Raw genomic sequence first — 18,054 nt, 5'->3', positions numbered from 1 at the left:
TCGTTTCTGCACGAAGCTGCGCCGCGACTCTAGCCCTAAGCGGGCTGCCGGACGCATTTCCTTAATAATTTGCCCGAAATGCCGCCATCAGCCGCTGCAACAGCGCGCTCGGATTGGTTCGCGTCACCATCTGATGCCGGCTCGGCTCCAGCGCGCGCAGATCGATCGGGTCGGCAGCTGCGAAATGCGCGAGCCCCGCCAGCGTCGAAAAGGCCGGTCCGCCATGCGCGTTCGGCAAGGCGATCAGGCCGCGCGGCCTGCCGACGCGGACCGAGCTGCCCAACGCCTGCTGCGCATAATCAGCGATGCCGGCCAGTTCGGCGCCGCCGCCCGTCAGCACGATCTGCCGCGCAACCGGCCCCAGAAAGCCCAGCTTCTTCAGTTCCTTCTGGATCTCGCCCGTCAGTCGTTCGAGCCGCTGGCGAATCACCGTGTTCAACGTCGCCTTGGTGATACGCGGCCCCTCCACGCCTTCCTCGGGCAGCGCCGGCGCGACTTCGATCATCTCGCGATTGTCGCGCGGGCTGACATTGGCCGAACCGTGGAAGCATTTGGTCCGCTCCGCCCATGCGCGCGCGGTGCCGAACGCGGCGGCGATATCGTCGGTGATGTCGGCCGACCCCATCGGAATCGACGCCAGCCCGGCAAGCACGCCTTGCGCGAAGACCGAGACGTTGGTCACGCCAGCACCGATCTCGACGAGTGCGACACCCAGTTCGCGCTCCTCCTCGGTCAGGCAGGCAAGCCCGGTCGCCACCGGCGCGGCGATGATCGAACGCACCTCAAGATGGGCTGACCGCACGCACAGATCGAGGTTGCGAACCGGCGAGCCGTCCGTCGCCACGACATGAACGTCGACGCCCAGCCGATCGGCGTGCAGCCCCAGCGGCCGCTTGACGCCGCCAAGCCCGTCGACCGTGTAGCGCGTCGGCTGTGCATGCAGCACCATCCTGCCCTGCGGGTCGATCGCATCGCGGCCGGCCTTGAGCAGGTCGTCGATATCGCTCTGTTCGACGCGATGCCCGCCCAGATCGGCCTCGAGCTTCACCACGCTTGACACCAGCCCGCCGGCCGAGAAGCTGACCCAGACGTCCTCGATGTTGAATCCGGCGATGCGCTCGGCCTGCTCCACGGCTTCGCGGATCGCGATTTCGGTCGCGTGCATGTCCGCGACATAGCCGCGCTTGACGCCCCGGCTCTCGCGCTGGCCGGTGCCCAGCACGATCAGCTGTCCGCCCTCGCCGCGCTGCGCGATCAGCGCCGATACCTTCGACGAACCGACGTCGAGCGCAGTGATAAGCCCTTCGGGTGCAACCTTCGCCATCGCCCGCTTATTCCCCCTGAACTTGCGTGCCGGCCATCGCCGGTTTCGCTTCCGCCGCTGCCGGCGCAATCGTGATGCTCGTCGGAACCGCCGCCACCGGCGCTTCGATCACGCCCTGGCGCCGCACAATCAACTTGCTTGGGTCGCGCATGTCAAATCCGAGATAGCCGCGACCGAGCAGACGCTGCGCGGCATCGATCTGAACGAACTTGCGCAGCGCGGCGATGCTCGCCGCCTCGCCTTCCGGCAGCTGCAATTTCTCGCCCGAGGTGAAGATGATGTCCCAGCGGCGATTGCCCACCCAGGTCACCGCCTTGACCAGCGGCTTCAGCGCCGGCTGCGTATCGAGCAGATGGCGGCGCGCGGGCTCCTGCGAATTGGCGTCCTCGCCGATCAGCAGCGGCAGGTTCGGCATCGCGGCGAGCGACACCGGCTCCAGCGGCACGCCGGTCGGATCGATCAGCATCAGTTGGCCGTGGTTCTGCCAGATAGCGGCGGGCGTGCGCTCGTCGATGGTGATCTGAAGCGTGCTGGGCAGCCGCCGAGACACGCGCGCGTCGCGTACCCAAGGGAATTTGAGCAGGCGATCGCGAACATCGTTGAGGTTGACGAGCGGCATCGCGCGCGAATCCTGATCGAGCACCTGATCGTAGACGGTGGCGCGATCCATACGCTTCAGCCCGTCGATCTGGATCTCGTCGACGCGCAGGCCGGCATCGCCGATCGCCTGAGCCACGCCCACGCCGATCATCTGCGGCACGCCCGCCCACACGCCGATGCCCAGCACCACCGCACCGACCGTGCCGACGATGCCCCAGGTGACGATCCGGTGGAGCGCGGCCGGCCCAAACGGCAGCCCGGCGATCGCCTGATCGACGATGCTCGGCCGGTTCGGGCGACGGCTCTTGCCGCGCGGCGCGGGCTTCGCGTTTCGCCGGGTGGTCGCGCGCTGCGCTTGGGCGGGCCTGCGGCTCACAATGCCTCCTCGACGATCCGTTGCACGAGGCTAGCATAGTCGATGCCCAGATGGCGCGCCTGTTCGGGCACCAGGCTGAGCAGGGTCATGCCGGGCTGGGTATTGACCTCGAGCAGGAACAGCCCATCAACGCCCTGCGTATCGTCCCAGCGGAAATCGGCGCGCGAGGCGCCCTTGCAGCCGAGCAGCCGGTGCGCGTCGAGCGCGATCCGCTTGCACGCCTCGGCCACCTCGTCCGGGATCTGCGCCGGGAAGACATGCTCGGTCAGCCCGTCGGTGTACTTGGACTCATAGTCGTAGAAGCCGCTCTTGGGCTTGAGCTCGGTCACGCCCAGCGCCTGGTCGCCCAGCACCGCCGTGGTCAGCTCGCGCCCGCGGATGAACGGTTCGGCGAGCAGTGCGTCGAACTCCTGCCAGGGACCGCGGGCATCCGGGTGGATCGGATTGCCGACATTGCTCTCGGCGGTGACGATCGCCACGCCCACCGACGAGCCCTCGTTGACCGGCTTGAGGACATAGGGACGCGGCAGCGGATCCTGCCGGTACAGCTCCTCGCGCGACACCATCCGCCCGCCGGGCATCGGGATGCCGTGCGGCACCAGCGCCTGCTTGGTCAGCTGCTTGTCGATTGCGATCACCGAGGTGACCATACCCGAGTGGGTATAGCGGATGCCCATCAGGTCGAGCATGCCCTGCACGCTGCCATCCTCGCCCGGCGTGCCGTGGAGGGCGTTGAACACCACGTCCGGCTTGGCTTCGGCGAGCTTGGCGGCGACGTTCCGGTCCAGGTCGATCCGGGTGACGCGGTAGCCGAGGCTCTCCAGCGCATCCGCGACGCCGGCGCCTGACATCAGCGACACTTCGCGCTCGGCCGACCAGCCGCCCATTAGCACGGCGATGTGGAGAGCTTGCGTCATGCCAATCCTCCCCGGCACGGGGAGGGGGACCAAGGCGCGAAGCGGCTTGGTGGAGGGGGCGTGAGGCAAGGGAGTTCGGCGCGAAGAGCCCCCTCCACCACGCGGCTGTGCCGCGCGGTCCCCCTCCCCGTACCGGGGAGGATCTTGGACCGCCTCTTCACTTCGCCACTCCCACGCGCTGAATCTCCCATTCCAGTTCCACGCCCGACTGCGCCTTGACCCGCGCGCGGACGTCCTCGCCCAGCGCCTCGATATCGGCGCTGGTCGCTTCCCCCAGGTTGAGGAGGAAGTTGCAATGCTTCTCGCTCACCTGCGCGTCACCGCGACGAAGGCCCCGGCAGCCGGCCGCATCGACCAGCGCCCAGGCCTTGTGGCCTTCCGGGTTCTTGAAGGTCGAGCCGCCGGTCTTCGAGCGCAACGGCTGCGATTCCTCGCGCGCTGCGGCGATGCGGTCCATCTCGGCCTGGATGTCGTCCGAGGCCTTGGGGAAGCCGCGGAAACTGGCGCTGACCACGATCGCGCCCTCCGGCAGATTGCTGTGGCGATAGGTGTAGCCGAGATCGGCATTGGCCAGCACGCGGCGTTCGCCGGAGCGCAGCACGACCTCGCACTCGACGAGGATATCGCAGGTCTCGCGGCCATAGGCGCCGCCGTTCATCCGCACGAAACCGCCGACGGTGCCGGGGATCGAGCGCAGGAACTCGATGCCGCCAATGCCCCAGTCACGGGCCTTGGACGAGACGAGGATGCCCGAGGCGCCGCCGCCGCAGCGCAGGGTTGTGTCGTCCAGCTGCTCGACGGCGGCGAAGGCCTTGCCGAGGCGGATCACCACGCCGGGCACGCCGCCATCGCGGACGATCATGTTCGAGCCGAGGCCGAGGCCCATCACCGGCGTGGCGGGATCGAGGTCGACGAGGAAGCTGGCGAGGTCGTCGGCATCAGCCGGTTCAAACAGCCACTCCGCCGCACCGCCGCTCTTGAACCACACCAGCGGGGCGAGCGGGGCGTTCGGGGTAAGTCTGCCGCGAACGGGGGGCATGTTCACAGGCCGCGCTCCAGCACGCAAATTCCTCCCCGGGCGAAGCTCGGGGAGGGGGACCGCCGCCGCAGGAGGTGGTGGAGGGGCCGAGCCGTCAGGCGCGGAGCACGCTGCAACGGAAGGCCACCGCCGCTGGCGCGGCGGCCCCTCCACCACGCTGCTGCGCAGCGCGGTCCCCCTCCCCTGCGTTCGCAGGGGAGGATCGGGTTCGTCGCCAAGCTCACGCATCCCCCCGCGCAGCCGCGATCGCTGGCGCAAGACCCGCCGCCCACTTCGTGATGTCCCCCGCCCCGAGGCACACGACCATGTCACCCTCGCGCACGACACCGCTTAACGCCCCCGCCAGCGCGCTCGCGTCGGTCGTCGCCGCCACCGCGCGGTGCCCGCGATGCGAGATCTGCTCGACCAGCGCATCGGCATGAACGCCCTCGATCGGCGCCTCGCCCGCCGGATAGACCGGCGCCACATACACCATGTCGGCGTCGTTGAACGCCTGGGCGAACTCGTCCATCAGATTGCCCAGCCGCGAATAGCGGTGCGGCTGCACCACCGCGATCACCCGGCCGCGCGTGCTCTCGCGCGCCGCCGCCAGTACCGCGCGGATCTCCACCGGGTGGTGCCCATAATCGTCGATGATCGCCGCGCCCGCGACTTCGCCGACCTTGGTGAAGCGCCGCTTGACCCCGCCGAACTTGGCGAAACCCTGCTGGATCGTCGCATCCGGAATGCCGAGCTCCAGCGCCACGCCGATCGCGGCCAGCGCGTTCTGGACATTGTGGCGGCCCGGCATCGGCAGCTCGATATTCTCGATCGAGCGGGTGGTGCCGTCGCGGTTGCGGATGATCGCCTCGAACCGGTTGCCCCCGGCATGCGGCGTCACGTTCACGCCGCGCACATCGGCGCTGGCAGCGAAGCCATAGGTGACGATCCGCCGGTCGCGAACGCGCGGGATGATCGCCTGCACTTCCGGGTGATCGAGGCAGAGCAGCGCCGCGCCGTAGAAGGGCACATTCTCGACGAACTCGACGAACGCCGCCTTGACCTTCTCGAACGAGCCATAATGGTCGAGATGCTCGGGATCGATATTGGTGACGATCGCATAGGTGCCGTCGAGCCGCAGGAAGCTGCCGTCGCTCTCATCGGCCTCCACGACCATCCAGTCGCTGTCGCCCAGACGGGCGTTGGAGCCGTACTGGTTGATGATCCCGCCATTGATCACGGTCGGGTCCACCCCGCCCGCGTCGAGCAGCGCCGCGACCATTGAGGTGGTCGTCGTCTTGCCGTGGGTGCCCGCCACCGCGATGGTGGACTTGAGCCGCATCAGCTCGGCGAGCATCTCGGCGCGGCGCACCACGGGGATGCGGTTCTGATAGGCCGCTTCCACCTCGGGGTTGGTGCGGACGATCGCGGTGGAGACCACCACCACCGCCGCCTCGCCCAGATTCTCGGCGGCATGGCCGATCGTCACCGGAATGCCGCGATCGCGCAGGCCCTGGACGACGTAGCTATCGGCGACGTCCGAGCCCTGCACCTTGTAGCCGAGGTTATGCATCACCTCGGCGATGCCCGACATGCCGATGCCGCCGATGCCGACGAAGTGAATGGTACCGATGTCGGTGGCGACGCCCTTCATGCGTTCGAAATCCTCATGCGAAAGCCGGCTTGGTCCTGATGGTGGTCCGGGTGCGTCCGGCGGGCGCCCGCGGCGCGTGGATCGATTCCACCAGATCGGCCAGATCGCTCGCAGCGTTCGGCCGGCCACAGCCCCGCGCCCGTGCTGCGGCATTTTCCAGCGCCTGTGTGTCGAGGCCCAGCTTCTGCATCTGCTTGGCCAGTTCGGTTGCGGTGAAGGCGCGCTGCGGGATCGTGCGGGCGCCGCCCGCTGCGGTGATCTCGCGCGCATTTGCGGTCTGGTGATCGTCGGTCGCGCTGGGCAGCGGCACCAGGATCGCCGGGCGGCCCGCCGCCGTCAGCTCGGAAATCGTCGACGCACCTGCCCGTGCAATCACGACATGCGCCCAGGCCAGATGCTCGGGCAGGTCAGGCAGATAGGTGGCGATCTCCGCAGGAATTTCGTGGGCCTGATATTTGGCGCGCACCATCTCGATGTCCTCAACCCGCGCCTGATGCGTCACCTGCAGCCGGCGCCGGAAATGCACCGGCAGCAGCGCGAGCCCGTCGGGCACCACCTGGCTCAGGATCGACGCGCCCTGGCTGCCGCCGGTCACCAGCACGCGGAAGATGCCGTCCTCCTCCAGAATCGGGTAGGGCCGGTTGCGAAGCGCCAGCACCGCCTCGCGCACGGGGTTGCCCACCAGATGCGTCTTGGCGGCCCAACCGGGCTTCATCCGCTCGACCTCGCCATAGGAGGTTGCGATCGCATTCACCCTGCCAGCGACAAACCGGTTGACCCGGCCCAGCACGGCATTCTGCTCGTGAACGATCGTCGGGATGCCGGCGCGAAACGCTGCGAGCAGCGCCGGAAAGGCGGGATAGCCGCCGAACCCGATCACTGCAGAGGGCATCATCTCGCGATACAGCTTCAGCGCCATCGCGCGCCCCGCCATCATCTTGCGCGACGCCTTCAGATAGCCGAGCAGCCCGCCGCCCAGCCGGCCCGCCGGGAGTACATGCGTCTCCACATCCTCGAACAGGCCGGGGAAGCGCACGCCGCGATCGTCGCTCACCAGCGCAACATGGTGTCCGCGCGCGGCCAGTTCGGCAGCGAGCGCTGCGGCGGGCACCATATGCCCACCCGTGCCCCCGGCGGCGAGGACGTAACTGCGCGGTTCGGTCATGCGTTGCTCCAGCGAGCGCTAAAGGACGAGCGCTTCAAATACGGGTTTCGCCGCGTGAAAGCGAGCAATAGCCCATAGCCGATCGACAACGCGATCATCGACGATCCACCATAGCTGACAAAGGGCAAGGTCATCCCCTTGGACGGGGCGATGCCGGTGTTCACCGCCATGTTGATCAGCGCCTGCACGCCGAACTGCGCCGCCAGCCCGGCCGCTGCGAGCAGCCGGAACGGGTCTTCCTCGTCGAGCAGCTTCATCAGCACGCGGACGACGATGGCGAGATACAGCAGCGCGATCACCGCGCAGGCGATCAGCCCGAACTCCTCGCCGATCACCGCGAAGATATAGTCGGTATGCGCCTCTGGCAGGCGGAACTTGATCTGGCCGCTGCCCGGCCCCGCGCCGAACAGGCCGCCGGCGGTCAGCGTGTCGTGCGCCATTTCAACCTGGTACCGATCGGCGAGCGCCGCTTCCTTGGTGGGAAACAGGAAATTGTCGATGCGGGTACGCGCGGTGCCGTAGAAGAGATAGGCCGCAACAACGCCGCCGACCGCGACGCCGCCCAGCCCCGCGATCGCCGCGGGCGAAATGCCGGAGAGCATCAGCAGGATCACCCACACCGTGCCGAACAGGATAGTCTGCCCGAAATCGGGCTGGAGCATCAGCAGCACCGCGATCAGCGCGGTCATCGCGCCGGTGACGATCGTCACCGGCAGCTCGGGGTCCTTGGCGCGAAACGAGAGGATCCAGGCGGTCGAGACGATGAACAGCGGCTTCAGGAATTCCGATGGCTGCAGGTCCGAAATGCCCAGGCTGATCCAGCGCTTCGCACCATTCACCTCATGCCCGATCACCGGCAGCAACATCATCAGCAGCAGGAAGAATATCGCGCCGGCAACCGACAGTCGTCGGGCCAGCGTCGTCGGCAGCATCGATACGGTGATCAGCACCGGAACCGACACGCACACCCACATCAGCTGCCGCCAGAAATAATACATCGCCGGCACGACATGCGACGCGCCCGAGTAACGCCGCGCCGTCGCGGGCGACCCCGCCGCCACCGCCACCAAACCGATCGCGATCAACAGCAGCGCGAGCAGCAGCAGCACCCGGTCAACTTCCCAGAACCACATCCCCGCCCGCGACCTACTGGCGCGATTGAGCTGGTTGGGAAGACGGGGCAACGCGCCCTTCAGATCATTGGCGTCGTCAGCAGCGCGGCTCACCCGAGCCCCTCCACCGCAGCGCGGAACGCATCGCCGCGCGCCTCGAAATCGCGAAATTGGTCGAACGAGGCGCACGCCGGCGACAGCAACACCACCTCACCCGGCTGGGCCTGAGCGGCGGCCTCGCGCACGGCCGCCTCCAGCGTACCCGCCTGCTCGACCGGCATCTCGCCTTCGAGCAACCGGGCGAACAACGGCCCCGCCTCACCGATCGTATAGGCGCGCACGACATGGCCGAAGCCGGGGCGGCACGCCTCCAGGCTGTCGGTCTTGGCGACGCCGCCGAGGATCCAGTGGATGCGCGGGAACGCCGCCAGCGCCGGCGCGGCCGATTCCGGGTTGGTCGCCTTGCTGTCGTTGACGAAGGTGACGCCATTCCGCGTCGCAATCCGCTCCATCCGGTGCGGCAGCCCGGGGAAACTCTCGAGCCCCTTGTCGATCGCGGCGCAGTCGATGCCCAGCGCCTCGCAGGCGGCGATCGCGGCAATCGCGTTCTGGGCGTTGTGCGGTCCCTGCAGCGCCGGCCAGCGCGACTGGTCCATGCACACGCCCGGCGCGATCCTGGTCACGTCCTCGCTGCGGCCGGAGAGCGCCACCTGCCGGGCGATATCGGCTGAGGCCGCATCGCCGATGCCAATCACTGCCGCATGGCCCTTGGACTGCATCGCGAACAGCCGCGCCTTGGACGCGGCATAGCCCTCGAACCCATCATAGCGATCGAGATGGTCGGGGGTGATGTTCAGCAGCACCGCGACGTCGCAGTCGAGGCTGTGGGTCAGGTCGATCTGGTAGCTCGAAAGCTCAAGGACGTAGATGCCGCCCTCCGGCAGCGGGTCCTGCCCCAGGATCGGCAGGCCGATATTGCCGCCGAGTCGCGTGGGGATACCGGCCGTCTCGATGATGTGATGGATCAGCGCGGTGGTGGTCGACTTGCCGTTGGTGCCGGTGATGCCGACCACGCGGTGGGCCGGCAGATCGGCGCGCGCCTGCGCGAACAGTTCGATATCGCCTATCAATGGCACGCCCGTTTCTCGTGCCACAGCCGCCAGCGGATGTCGGTTGAGCGGCACGCCCGGTGAGAATACGATGCCGTCCGCATCGATCTCAAGCCAGTCGGTGAAGTCGTCGACGAACAGCCCGTCGGCTTCCCCTGCGGTCTTTTGTACCGCCTCCCGAGCCACCTCATTCGAATCCCACGCCAGCACCTCCGCCCCGCTCGCCAGCAGCGCACGCACGGTCGCCGCACCCGAGCGTGCAAGCCCAAGCACCGCGAAGCGTTTGCCGCGCCAGGCGGGGCTGGTGATCACCGCAGCTTGAGCGTCGCCAGGCCGGCCAGCGCCAGCACGAAAGCGATGATCCAGAAACGGATCACCACGGTCGGCTCGGACCAGCCAAGCTGTTCGAAATGGTGATGGATCGGCGCCATGCGGAACACCCGCTTGCCGGTACGCTTGAAGAAGAACACCTGGATGATGACGCTCAGCGCCTCCATCACGAACAGGCCGCCGATGATGCCGAGCACCAGCTCATGGTGGGTGGTGACGGCGATGGTGCCGATCGCCCCGCCCAGCGCCAGGCTGCCGGTATCGCCCATGAACACCGCCGCCGGCGGCGCATTGAACCACAGGAACGCCAGCCCCGCCCCGATCATCGCCCCGCAGAAGATGGCGAGGTCACCCGCGCCCGGCACATGCGGAATGCCGAGGTACGTCGCGTAGATCTTGTTGCCCGCCAGGTACGCGATCAGCATGAACGCCATGCCCGCGATCACCACCGGCATCGTCGCCAACCCGTCGAGCCCGTCGGTCAGGTTCACCGCATTGCCGAACGCCACGATCGTGAAGGCGGCGAAGGCGATGTAGAAATAGCCCAGATCGGGGTGGATCCAGCTGAAAAAGGGCACGTAGAGCTGGGTATTGCCCTCGGCAAAGATGATGATCGCGCTGGCGATGCCGGCGATGATGAACTCGCCGATCAGCCGGATCTTGCCCGAAACGCCCGCCGTCTTCTGCTTCCGCACCTTGTCGTAATCGTCGAGGAAGCCGATCATGCCAAAGCCGAGCGTCACGAACATGCACGCCCAGACATAGGCGTTGCGCAAGTCCATCCAGATCAGCAGCGCCAGCGTCAGGCTGGTCAGGATCATCAGCCCACCCATCGTCGGCGTGCCGCGCTTGGCGAGGTGGCTCTGCGGCCCGTCCGAACGGATCGGCTGGCCCTTGCCCTGCCGCAGCCGCAGCCAGCCGATGAACTTCGGCCCGACCAGCAGGCCGAGCAGCAGCGCCGTCGCCACCGCGCCGCCGGTGCGGAACGACAGATAGCGGAAAAGATTGAACACGCCGGAAAAGCCCAGCTGTTCGGCGATCAGATAGAGCATGGTTGCCTTTCAGCCAGCGCCGCGACCAGGCTCGCCAGTCGCACGCCGTTGGATCCTTTTACGAGAACCGCGTCACCCGGTTGGAGCATCGATTCGAGCTGCGTCGTCGCAGCGGCTGCATCGGCCACATGGACGAAATCGATGCGGCCCTCAAGCGCTGCGGCAAGCGGCGCCGTCGCCTCGCCCACCAGAATGGCGCGTTCGACACCCGCTTCGACGATCGGCTCGGCCAGTTCGGCGTGCAGCGCATCGGACTGCGCGCCAAGCTCGCGCATTTCCCCGAGCACGGCGATGCGTCGGCCCGGCTCTTCGCGCAGCACCGCGAGCGTGGCGCGGACCGATCCGGGATTGGCGTTGTAGCTTTCGTCGATCACCAGCGCAATGCCGTCGCCGACCGGGACCTGCAGGCGGGCACCGCGCCCGGCCAGCCCGTCTAGATCGGCGAGCGCAAGGCCCGCCAGCTCCAGATCGGCGCCCACCGCATCGACGGCAGCCAGGATCGCCATCGCGTTTGACACCCAATGCGCGCCCGGCTGCGAAAGCGTGAAGCTCAGTTCGCGGTCGCCAAACCGCGCCATGACGAACGTGCCGCCGTTTCGCGCCCGCACCATCTCATTCGCGCGGTAGTCCGCGCCCTCGTTCAGGCCAAAGGTCACGATCCGCCCCGCATGGGGCCGGGCCGCGGCGATCAGCTGGTCGCGATAGGCGCTGTCGAACGGGACGATCGCCGTCCCGCCGGGCTCCAGCCCCTGGAATATTTCGCCCTTCGCATCGGCGATCGCCTCGACACTGTCGAAAAAGCCGAGATGCGCTGGCGCAATCGCGGTGACAATGGCGACATGCGGGCGAACGAGCCGGGTCAGTTGCGCCAGTTCGCCAGCATGGTTCATGCCCATCTCGAACACGCCGAACCGTGCCTCGCGCGGCATCCGCGCCAGGCTCAGCGGCACGCCGGTGTGGTTGTTGTAACTCTTGACCGATCGATGCGCGCCGCCGGGCTCGCTTCGCTCCAGCGCGGCGAACAGCGCCTCCTTGGTCCCGGTCTTGCCGACCGACCCGGTAACACCGATGATCTTCGCGGCCGAACGCGCGCGCGATGCAGCGCCGAGCGCATTCAGTGCCGCCGTCGTGTCGGCAACAAGCACGCTCGGGTGGCCGGTCGCATCCGATACCACGGCGCCGGCCGCGCCTTGCGCAAATGCCTGATCGAGAAAGCGGTGACCGTCGGTGCTTTCCCCTTTCAGCGCGAGGAACAGGTCGCCCGGCCCAACCTCCCGCGAATCGAACGCGACGCCGGAGACGGAAAAATCCGCGCTCGCGGTGCCTGTAGTCGCCGTAGCGACCTCAGCCGATGTCCAAAGCGGCAGGCCCGTCATGCCGCGCACTCCCTTGCAACCGAGACATCGTCGAACGGCAGCACCAGATCGCCGACCAGTTGCCCCTGCTCGTGCCCCTTGCCCGCGATCAGCACGATGTCCTGTGGCCCGGCCATGCGCAGCGCGGCGGCAATCGCCTCGCGCCTGTCGCCGATCTCGGCGGCGTCGGGCGCGCCTTTCAGGATCGCGCGGCGAATTTCGTCTGGATCTTCGCTGCGCGGATTGTCGTCGGTGACGATGACGACATCCGCGCCCGCCGCCGCCGCGCGGCCCATCGGCTCGCGCTTGCCGGCGTCACGGTCGCCGCCCGCACCGAATACCAGGATCAACCGTCCCGCCGCATGCGGCTTGAGCGCATCGATCGCCGCATCGAGCGCATCGGGCGTATGAGCATAATCGACATAAACCGGCGCTCCCGTCGCGGTGATCACCGCGCGCTCCAGCCGCCCGCGCACCGGCTGCAATCGGGCGAGGTTCGCGATGGTCGATGTGGCATCGCCGCCCGTCGCGATCACCAGCCCCGCAGCGGTCAGCGCATTGGCGACCTGATAGGCGCCAATCAGCGGCAGGGCGACGCGGCGGATCACGCCGTCCACCTCGATCTCGAGCTGCTGCCCCAGAAGCGACGGCACACGGCTCACCAGCCGCAGCGTCTTGCCATGCTCGCCCACGGTGATCAGCCGGTTGCCGCGCATCCGCGCCAGTTCCTCGACCTGCGGCGCATAGGGATCATCGGCCCACACCACCGCCGTGCCGTCCCGATCGAGCACGTCCGCGAACAACCGCATCTTTGCGCAGAAATAGGCCGCCATGTCGCCGTGATAATCGAGGTGATCACGGCTCAGATTGGTGAAGGCGGCGGCGCGCACCGGCAGCCCCTCGGTGCGGTATTGCGACAGTCCGTGCGACGATGCCTCGAACGCCACATGGCTCACGCCTTCACGCGCAAGCCCGGCCACATTGGACAGGAAGGTAACGATATCGGGCGTCGTCAGCCCGGTCGCGACGCGATCGTCGGCGGTCGTCACGCCCAGCGTACCGATCGACGCGGCGTGGAAGCCCGCCATCCGCCAGAGCTGCCGCACCATCTCGACCGTCGACGTCTTGCCGTTGGTGCCGGTAACAGCGACGGTCATCGGCGGGAACGGCGCGAAGAAGCGCGCGGCGAGCTGGGCAAAGCGTTCGCGCGGATTGGCGTCGGCGATGTGGACGGCCCCTTCGACCGCCGCTTCCGGGCGCGCGACGATCGCGACGGCGCCGGCCTGAATCGCGGCCGGGATGAACGCTTCGCCATCGAAGCGCGAACCCTGGAACGCCCCGAAAACCGTGCCCGGCGCAACCTTGCGATGATCGATCGCGAAGCCGGTGACGACGGCCTGTTCGTCGCCGCCCGTAAACGCACCCAGCTTCATTCGACGCCAGCCCCCGGCTCGGGCGACGCGGCGAGCAGCGGCAACAGGTCGCTTTCGTCGATGTCGCGATGGTTGTCGGGTGCAACCCCCAGGATCGCACCCGTTCGTGAAATCACGCGCGACACCACCGGCGCTACCGTCCAGGCGGCGGTGGTCCGGGGGGTGTGCGCATTGGCCTTTGGCGAGTCGAGCATGGCGACCACCACATAACGCGGTGCGTCGATCGGGAAAGCCGCCGCGAAGGTGGAAACGTTACGGTGCTTGTCATAGCCGCCGTCGCTCGCCGCCTCCGCCGTGCCGGTCTTGCCCGCCACGCGATAGCCCGGTGCCTCGCCCTTGCGGCCGGTCCCCTTCAGCACGATCAGCCGAAGCAGCTGGCGCAGTCGCTGGCTCGTCGATTCCTGCAGCACCCGCCGCCCCTGCGGCGGATGATTCGGATCGACCTTCATCAGCGTCGCCGGACGCCAGATGCCGCCATTGACCAGCGCGGCATAGGCGCCGGCCAGATGCAGCGGCGTCACCGCGATGCCATGGCCATAGGCGGTGGTCATCACCGTGATCCGGCCCCAGCTGCTCGGCCATAGCGTGCGGCTCGCGCCGATTTCGATGCTCGGCCGCTGGTCGAAACCGAAGCGGCGGAAAATGTCCTGCATCCGTTCAGGGCCGAGTTCGTCGGCGATCCGCGCGGTGGCGATGTTCGACGAATAGATCAGCGTCTCCGGAATATTCAGCCAGCGAAACTGCTCATCGCCCGGATCGTCATGAATGGTGAAGCGCCCGACCTTCATCGGCACCGTCGCATCGAAACGGCGCGACATCGACGTGATCGTGCCCGAATCGATCGCGGCGGCAATGGCGATCGGCTTGAACGTCGATCCCAGCTCATACACGCTCTGGGTAACGTTGTTGCGCGGCGGCGGACCGCTTAGCGCATTCGGGTTGAAGCTGGGCAGCGATGTCATCGCGATCACTTCGCCGGTATGCACGTCCATCACGATGCCGGCGGCGCCGCGCGCCTGCAAATCGGTCATCGCGCGACCCAGCTCGCTTTCGAGCGCACCCTGCACCCGCGTGTCGATCGACAGCGCGACCGGCTGGCCGCGCTGCGCGGGATCGGTCAGCCGCGCATCGAGCACCTTTTCCATGCCGGCAACGCCATGCCCCTCCGCGTCAAGATAGCCGAGCACATGCGCTGCCATGTCGGACTGGGGATAGAGCCGCCCCGTCTCGCGCTGGAACTCGATCGCCGGCTCGCCCAGCGCATTCACCGCATTGACCAGTTCGGGCAGCGCCCGGCGCTTCAGATAAGCAAAGCTGCCACCCGCCTGGAGCAGCGCATAATATTGCGCGGCGCTGCGGTCCGGGATCAGCGCGGCGAGCCTTTCCGCCAGCTCGCCCTTGTCGGCGATCACCTTGTCGGGGTGGATTGCGATCGTCCACGAATCGATGCTGCGCGCGAGCGGCGCGCCGTTGCGATCGACGATGTCGCCGCGCGGCGGCAGCAATACCGATGCCGATCGGCTGATGGCGGCCGGGCCGGTGGAAACGGCAAGGAACGTCAGCTTGCCGATGATCGCCAGCATCCCCGCCGCGAACAGCAGCGTCAGGATCATCAGGCGCACCTGCGCAACGGCAACAAGCGCCTGTCGGGCGCCGCCAGAACCGCGCGTACGCGCCGGCGGTGCGACGACGACGATCACCGGAGCGCCAGTTGCTCGCGTCTCGCCAGGCGGTTCAGATCGCTGATCGTGGACGCGCTAAGCAACGGACGATCGGCCGTCGCCAGCCCCGATCGGTCAACCTTCTTCATCAGACTCGCGAGCTTTCCGTCCTGGCGGTCGTCACCCTGTGCGACGCGGCTCGCCGTGGACGGCTTTCCCTGCCCGCCGCGATCGGCCGACGCCAGCGCGGGTGCGGCAGCCTGCACCGCGGGCGCGGCGGCCGGAATGACGAGCGCGGCGGTTTCGACGCGGCCGCTCTCGTCCTCGATCGAGGCCGGGCGATCGAGCGCAGCCAGCCCCTCGACGCTCGCCAGATACTGTTGCGGGGCCGGCGCGTTCATCGCCAGAACGTCGCCGTTCCACCGCTCGATCTGCGCGATGTTGGCGCGCGTATCGAATTCGGTTTCCAGCGAGCGGATATCTGCCTTCGCCTGGAGGATCGCCGAATCGAGCGCCCGCAACCGCGCCCGCTCGGCCGCGCCATGCGACGTGACCATGTAGCAGGTGGGCGCCGCGATCACGCCGCACAGGAACCAGCCGAGACCCTTGAAGCCATGCACCGCCATCACGCCATTCCCTCACTCGACCAAGCCGCCGCTTCCGTCCGTCGCGCCACGCGCAACGTCGCCGATCTTGCGCGCGGGTTGCGCGCCAACTCTGCCTCGCCGGGCCGGACGGCCTTGGCGGGCGTTTCAAAACTGGGTTCCGCGCGCGGCGCCGTTGCCGGGCGATGCCGCGATCCCGCCGGCTCGCTGCCGCTGCGCTCGCGCAGGAAGCGCTTGACCAGCCGGTCCTCCAGGCTGTGGAACGTCACCACCGCCAGCCGCCCGCCCGGCCGCAGCACGCGCTCCGCCGCCGCCAGCACCTCGGCCAGTTCGTCCAGCTCGCGATTGATGTGGATCCGTACCGCCTGAAAGGTCCGCGTCGCCGGATCCTTCTTGTCGTGCGGGCGATGCCCCAGCGCCTTGCGCACCACCGCCGCCAGTTCCGACGTCCGGCTCAACGGCCGCGCCCCGACGATATATTTCGCCACCCGCCGCGCCCGCGGCTCCTCGCCATAGTGAAACAGAATGTCGGCAATCTCGCCCTCGTCGGCGGTGTTCAGCCACTCGGCAGCGCTCACCCCCTCGCCGGCCATCCGCATGTCGAGCGGCCCGTCCTGCTGGAACGAGAAGCCGCGTTCGGCCTGGTCGAGCTGCATCGAGGAAACGCCGATATCCAGCACCACCCCGTCGACCGGCGCCAGCCCGCGCAGATCGAGTTCCTGGGCCAGCCGGCTGAACGGCGCATGGATCAGCGCCAGCCTGCCGCCGCTTTCCGCAACCAGCGCAGCACCGTTCGCGATCGCCGTCGGATCGCGATCGAACGCCGTCACCGCCGCGCCCGCAGCAAGCATCGCCCGCGTATAGCCGCCCGCGCCGAAGGTCGCGTCGACATGGCGCTCGCCGGGCACGATGGCGAGTGCGTCCACCACCTCGTCCAGCAGCACGGGGATATGAGGCGCGTCGCTCACTTCGCCCCCTTCTGCTGCATCAGGAACGCGCAGATTTCCTTGAGCTCGTCGTCGACCGCCTCGTCCGCCAGCAGCACGTCGGGCGCCCAGATGTCGAACGTGTCGCCGCTGCCGACGAAGAACGCCCATTTCTGGATCTTGGCCTTGGCGCGAAAGAAGGGCGGCAGCACGAAGCGCCCGCTGTCGTCATAGGGGACCTTCTCGACCAGGCCGAAGGCACGACGCTTGGGCACGGCGCTGGGCTGTTCGCCCCGGTCGAGCGCCTGCTGGTCCAGCTTGTCGATGCGATCATATTTCTTGCGCGACCAGCCGGTATCGTGCGCGGAGAGGCACGGATCCTCCGCATGCACGCCGACAACGATCTGGCGGACGTCGGAATTGCGCTCGGCGGCTGCGCGCAGGTCGGCGGGGATGGCGACGCGACCCTTGGGGTCGACCGCCTGGAGCGCAAATCCTTCGAAAAGCTCCCTGTCCACCTAGCCCAACCCCAACGCCGGGCACGCCCCTCCCGTTCTGGAAACGCGGCTTTTTGGCGCGATTCCAGCTGACGCATGTCGACGGAAGAAAAAGGGTTCGTGCCCCCCTTTTAACGACGCCGTTTAAGCACAAACGGGGCCGGGAGGCAACGGGCGATTAGGGGATAAAGCGGGAAATGGCCCCACCTTCCGCCACGTTCAAGTATAATTTCATATATGATCCCTTTTTGTTTCTTGTTTGATCCCGCACCAAGCGCAACAGAGGTCGGGCAATAGGTGTAAATGCCTAGGAGCAGGCGGTATCCGGGCCAGCCACCGAGCCGGCAGCGCTCTTGCGGGGGTAAATTGCAAGTCAGCAGAGCCCCGCGCGGGCCTCGCCGCGATTGGCGACCATCATCGCTTGCTTGGGGCAGAGTTTCGCCCGCACGTACAGCCAGCATGCCAGTCTGGGGCCGCCGCGCAGCCCCTCAGCTGCGCTCCCACATCAGCGGCGAGCGCCGGCCGTGCCTGAGCAATGTCGTAAAATGGCAGCGCATCGCGCCGGCGTCAGGCATCCGCAGACGAACGCTCAGCGCCCGGCGGCATCTCGCTGATGTGCGCGCTCGCGGGCGATTTCGTCCACCGTCGCGCCATCGGTGCTGGGCGCGACGCCCAGTTCGGCCAGCGGCTCGTCCGCGGCCTTGTCCTCCGCGATATTGTCGGAGCCGGTCAGGTTGGCGACCACTGACGCGTTGGAAGCACCGGCAGCCGATACCGCCTCGTCCCGACTGGCAGTCGAGAACAGGGCGCTCACCACGGCGATCAGGATGATGACGGCCGCAAGACCGGTCATGCCAACGCGAACGCGCTGCATGGCCTGGCCGACATCGTGCTGCGATCCCATCTTCCTCACTACGATG

Annotated in this window: 16 protein-coding genes; all 16 read right to left on the bottom strand. The window is 67.7% G+C overall.

Going from position 1 to position 18,054, the window contains the following annotated elements:
* Nucleotides 1-61: 61 nt before the first annotated feature.
* Complete coding sequence (gene ftsA, locus ACX40Y_RS15730; RefSeq protein ID WP_459120508.1) at nt 62-1,324, bottom strand: cell division protein FtsA; 1,263 nt, start codon at nt 1,322-1,324, stop codon at nt 62-64.
* A 7-nt stretch (nt 1,325-1,331) separates the two neighbouring features.
* A complete protein-coding gene (locus tag ACX40Y_RS15725; protein ID WP_459120507.1) occupies nt 1,332-2,300 on the bottom strand; it encodes a cell division protein FtsQ/DivIB in 969 nt (322 codons plus the stop codon).
* Nucleotides 2,297-3,217, bottom strand: coding sequence for a D-alanine--D-alanine ligase (locus tag ACX40Y_RS15720; protein WP_459120506.1), 921 nt, complete (start codon nt 3,215-3,217; stop codon nt 2,297-2,299). Before ACX40Y_RS15720 ends, ACX40Y_RS15725 begins: the two co-directional genes overlap by 4 nt.
* A 157-nt stretch (nt 3,218-3,374) precedes the next feature.
* Nucleotides 3,375-4,256 (bottom strand): UDP-N-acetylmuramate dehydrogenase, encoded by an 882-nt coding sequence (murB, locus tag ACX40Y_RS15715; RefSeq protein WP_459120577.1) that lies wholly within the window; start codon nt 4,254-4,256, stop codon nt 3,375-3,377.
* A 220-nt stretch (nt 4,257-4,476) separates the two neighbouring features.
* On the bottom strand, nt 4,477-5,889 hold the full coding sequence (murC, locus tag ACX40Y_RS15710) for a UDP-N-acetylmuramate--L-alanine ligase (RefSeq protein ID WP_459120505.1): 1,413 nt from the start codon (nt 5,887-5,889) through the stop codon (nt 4,477-4,479).
* A 13-nt stretch (nt 5,890-5,902) separates the two neighbouring features.
* A complete protein-coding gene (gene murG, locus ACX40Y_RS15705) occupies nt 5,903-7,054 on the bottom strand; it encodes an undecaprenyldiphospho-muramoylpentapeptide beta-N-acetylglucosaminyltransferase (RefSeq protein WP_459120504.1) in 1,152 nt (383 codons plus the stop codon).
* The gene (locus tag ACX40Y_RS15700; protein WP_459120576.1) at nt 7,051-8,187 is read right to left on the bottom strand and encodes an FtsW/RodA/SpoVE family cell cycle protein; all 1,137 of its coding nucleotides are present in this window, start codon (nt 8,185-8,187) and stop codon (nt 7,051-7,053) included. The genes murG and ACX40Y_RS15700 overlap by 4 nt, the downstream gene beginning before the upstream one ends.
* 89 nt (nt 8,188-8,276) lie before the next feature.
* On the bottom strand, nt 8,277-9,587 hold the full coding sequence (gene murD / locus ACX40Y_RS15695; protein WP_459120503.1) for a UDP-N-acetylmuramoyl-L-alanine--D-glutamate ligase: 1,311 nt from the start codon (nt 9,585-9,587) through the stop codon (nt 8,277-8,279).
* Complete coding sequence (mraY, locus tag ACX40Y_RS15690) at nt 9,584-10,657, bottom strand: phospho-N-acetylmuramoyl-pentapeptide-transferase (RefSeq protein WP_459120502.1); 1,074 nt, start codon at nt 10,655-10,657, stop codon at nt 9,584-9,586. The genes murD and mraY overlap by 4 nt, the downstream gene beginning before the upstream one ends.
* Nucleotides 10,645-12,033 carry a UDP-N-acetylmuramoyl-tripeptide--D-alanyl-D-alanine ligase gene (locus ACX40Y_RS15685; protein WP_459120501.1) on the bottom strand — a complete coding sequence of 463 codons (1,389 nt, stop codon included), beginning with the start codon at nt 12,031-12,033 and terminating at the stop codon, nt 10,645-10,647. The genes mraY and ACX40Y_RS15685 overlap by 13 nt, the downstream gene beginning before the upstream one ends.
* Nucleotides 12,030-13,445, bottom strand: coding sequence for a UDP-N-acetylmuramoyl-L-alanyl-D-glutamate--2,6-diaminopimelate ligase (locus ACX40Y_RS15680; RefSeq protein WP_459120500.1), 1,416 nt, complete (start codon nt 13,443-13,445; stop codon nt 12,030-12,032). Before ACX40Y_RS15680 ends, ACX40Y_RS15685 begins: the two co-directional genes overlap by 4 nt.
* Complete coding sequence (locus tag ACX40Y_RS15675; RefSeq protein ID WP_459120499.1) at nt 13,442-15,145, bottom strand: peptidoglycan D,D-transpeptidase FtsI family protein; 1,704 nt, start codon at nt 15,143-15,145, stop codon at nt 13,442-13,444. The genes ACX40Y_RS15680 and ACX40Y_RS15675 overlap by 4 nt, the downstream gene beginning before the upstream one ends.
* On the bottom strand, nt 15,142-15,732 hold the full coding sequence (locus ACX40Y_RS15670) for a hypothetical protein (RefSeq protein WP_459120498.1): 591 nt from the start codon (nt 15,730-15,732) through the stop codon (nt 15,142-15,144). The genes ACX40Y_RS15675 and ACX40Y_RS15670 overlap by 4 nt, the downstream gene beginning before the upstream one ends.
* Nucleotides 15,732-16,679, bottom strand: coding sequence for a 16S rRNA (cytosine(1402)-N(4))-methyltransferase RsmH (gene rsmH / locus ACX40Y_RS15665; protein ID WP_459120497.1), 948 nt, complete (start codon nt 16,677-16,679; stop codon nt 15,732-15,734). Before rsmH ends, ACX40Y_RS15670 begins: the two co-directional genes overlap by 1 nt.
* Entirely contained in the window at nt 16,676-17,155 is a 480-nt protein-coding gene (locus tag ACX40Y_RS15660) for a division/cell wall cluster transcriptional repressor MraZ (protein WP_459120496.1), read from the bottom strand. Before ACX40Y_RS15660 ends, rsmH begins: the two co-directional genes overlap by 4 nt.
* A 568-nt stretch (nt 17,156-17,723) precedes the next feature.
* Entirely contained in the window at nt 17,724-17,987 is a 264-nt protein-coding gene (locus ACX40Y_RS15655; protein WP_459120495.1) for a hypothetical protein, read from the bottom strand.
* Nucleotides 17,988-18,054: the final 67 nt, after the last annotated feature.

Source organism: Sphingomonas sp. RS6, from assembly GCF_054489705.1.
Note: the sequence above shows the minus strand (reverse complement) of the source record. Positions and strands in the feature narration are given on the sequence as shown.

Coding starts and splice junctions, on each gene's coding strand:
- ACX40Y_RS15655 (WP_459120495.1), bottom strand. CDS start 17,987: ATGACCGGTCTTGCGGCCGTCATCATCCTGATCGCCGTGGTGAGCGCC.
- ACX40Y_RS15700 (WP_459120576.1), bottom strand. CDS start 8,187: ATGTGGTTCTGGGAAGTTGACCGGGTGCTGCTGCTGCTCGCGCTGCTG.
- murC (WP_459120505.1), bottom strand. CDS start 5,889: ATGAAGGGCGTCGCCACCGACATCGGTACCATTCACTTCGTCGGCATC.
- ACX40Y_RS15680 (WP_459120500.1), bottom strand. CDS start 13,445: ATGAAGCTGGGTGCGTTTACGGGCGGCGACGAACAGGCCGTCGTCACC.
- mraY (WP_459120502.1), bottom strand. CDS start 10,657: ATGCTCTATCTGATCGCCGAACAGCTGGGCTTTTCCGGCGTGTTCAAT.
- murB (WP_459120577.1), bottom strand. CDS start 4,256: ATGCCCCCCGTTCGCGGCAGACTTACCCCGAACGCCCCGCTCGCCCCG.
- ACX40Y_RS15720 (WP_459120506.1), bottom strand. CDS start 3,217: ATGACGCAAGCTCTCCACATCGCCGTGCTAATGGGCGGCTGGTCGGCC.
- ACX40Y_RS15670 (WP_459120498.1), bottom strand. CDS start 15,732: ATGGCGGTGCATGGCTTCAAGGGTCTCGGCTGGTTCCTGTGCGGCGTG.
- ACX40Y_RS15685 (WP_459120501.1), bottom strand. CDS start 12,033: ATGACGGGCCTGCCGCTTTGGACATCGGCTGAGGTCGCTACGGCGACT.
- ftsA (WP_459120508.1), bottom strand. CDS start 1,324: ATGGCGAAGGTTGCACCCGAAGGGCTTATCACTGCGCTCGACGTCGGT.
- murG (WP_459120504.1), bottom strand. CDS start 7,054: ATGACCGAACCGCGCAGTTACGTCCTCGCCGCCGGGGGCACGGGTGGG.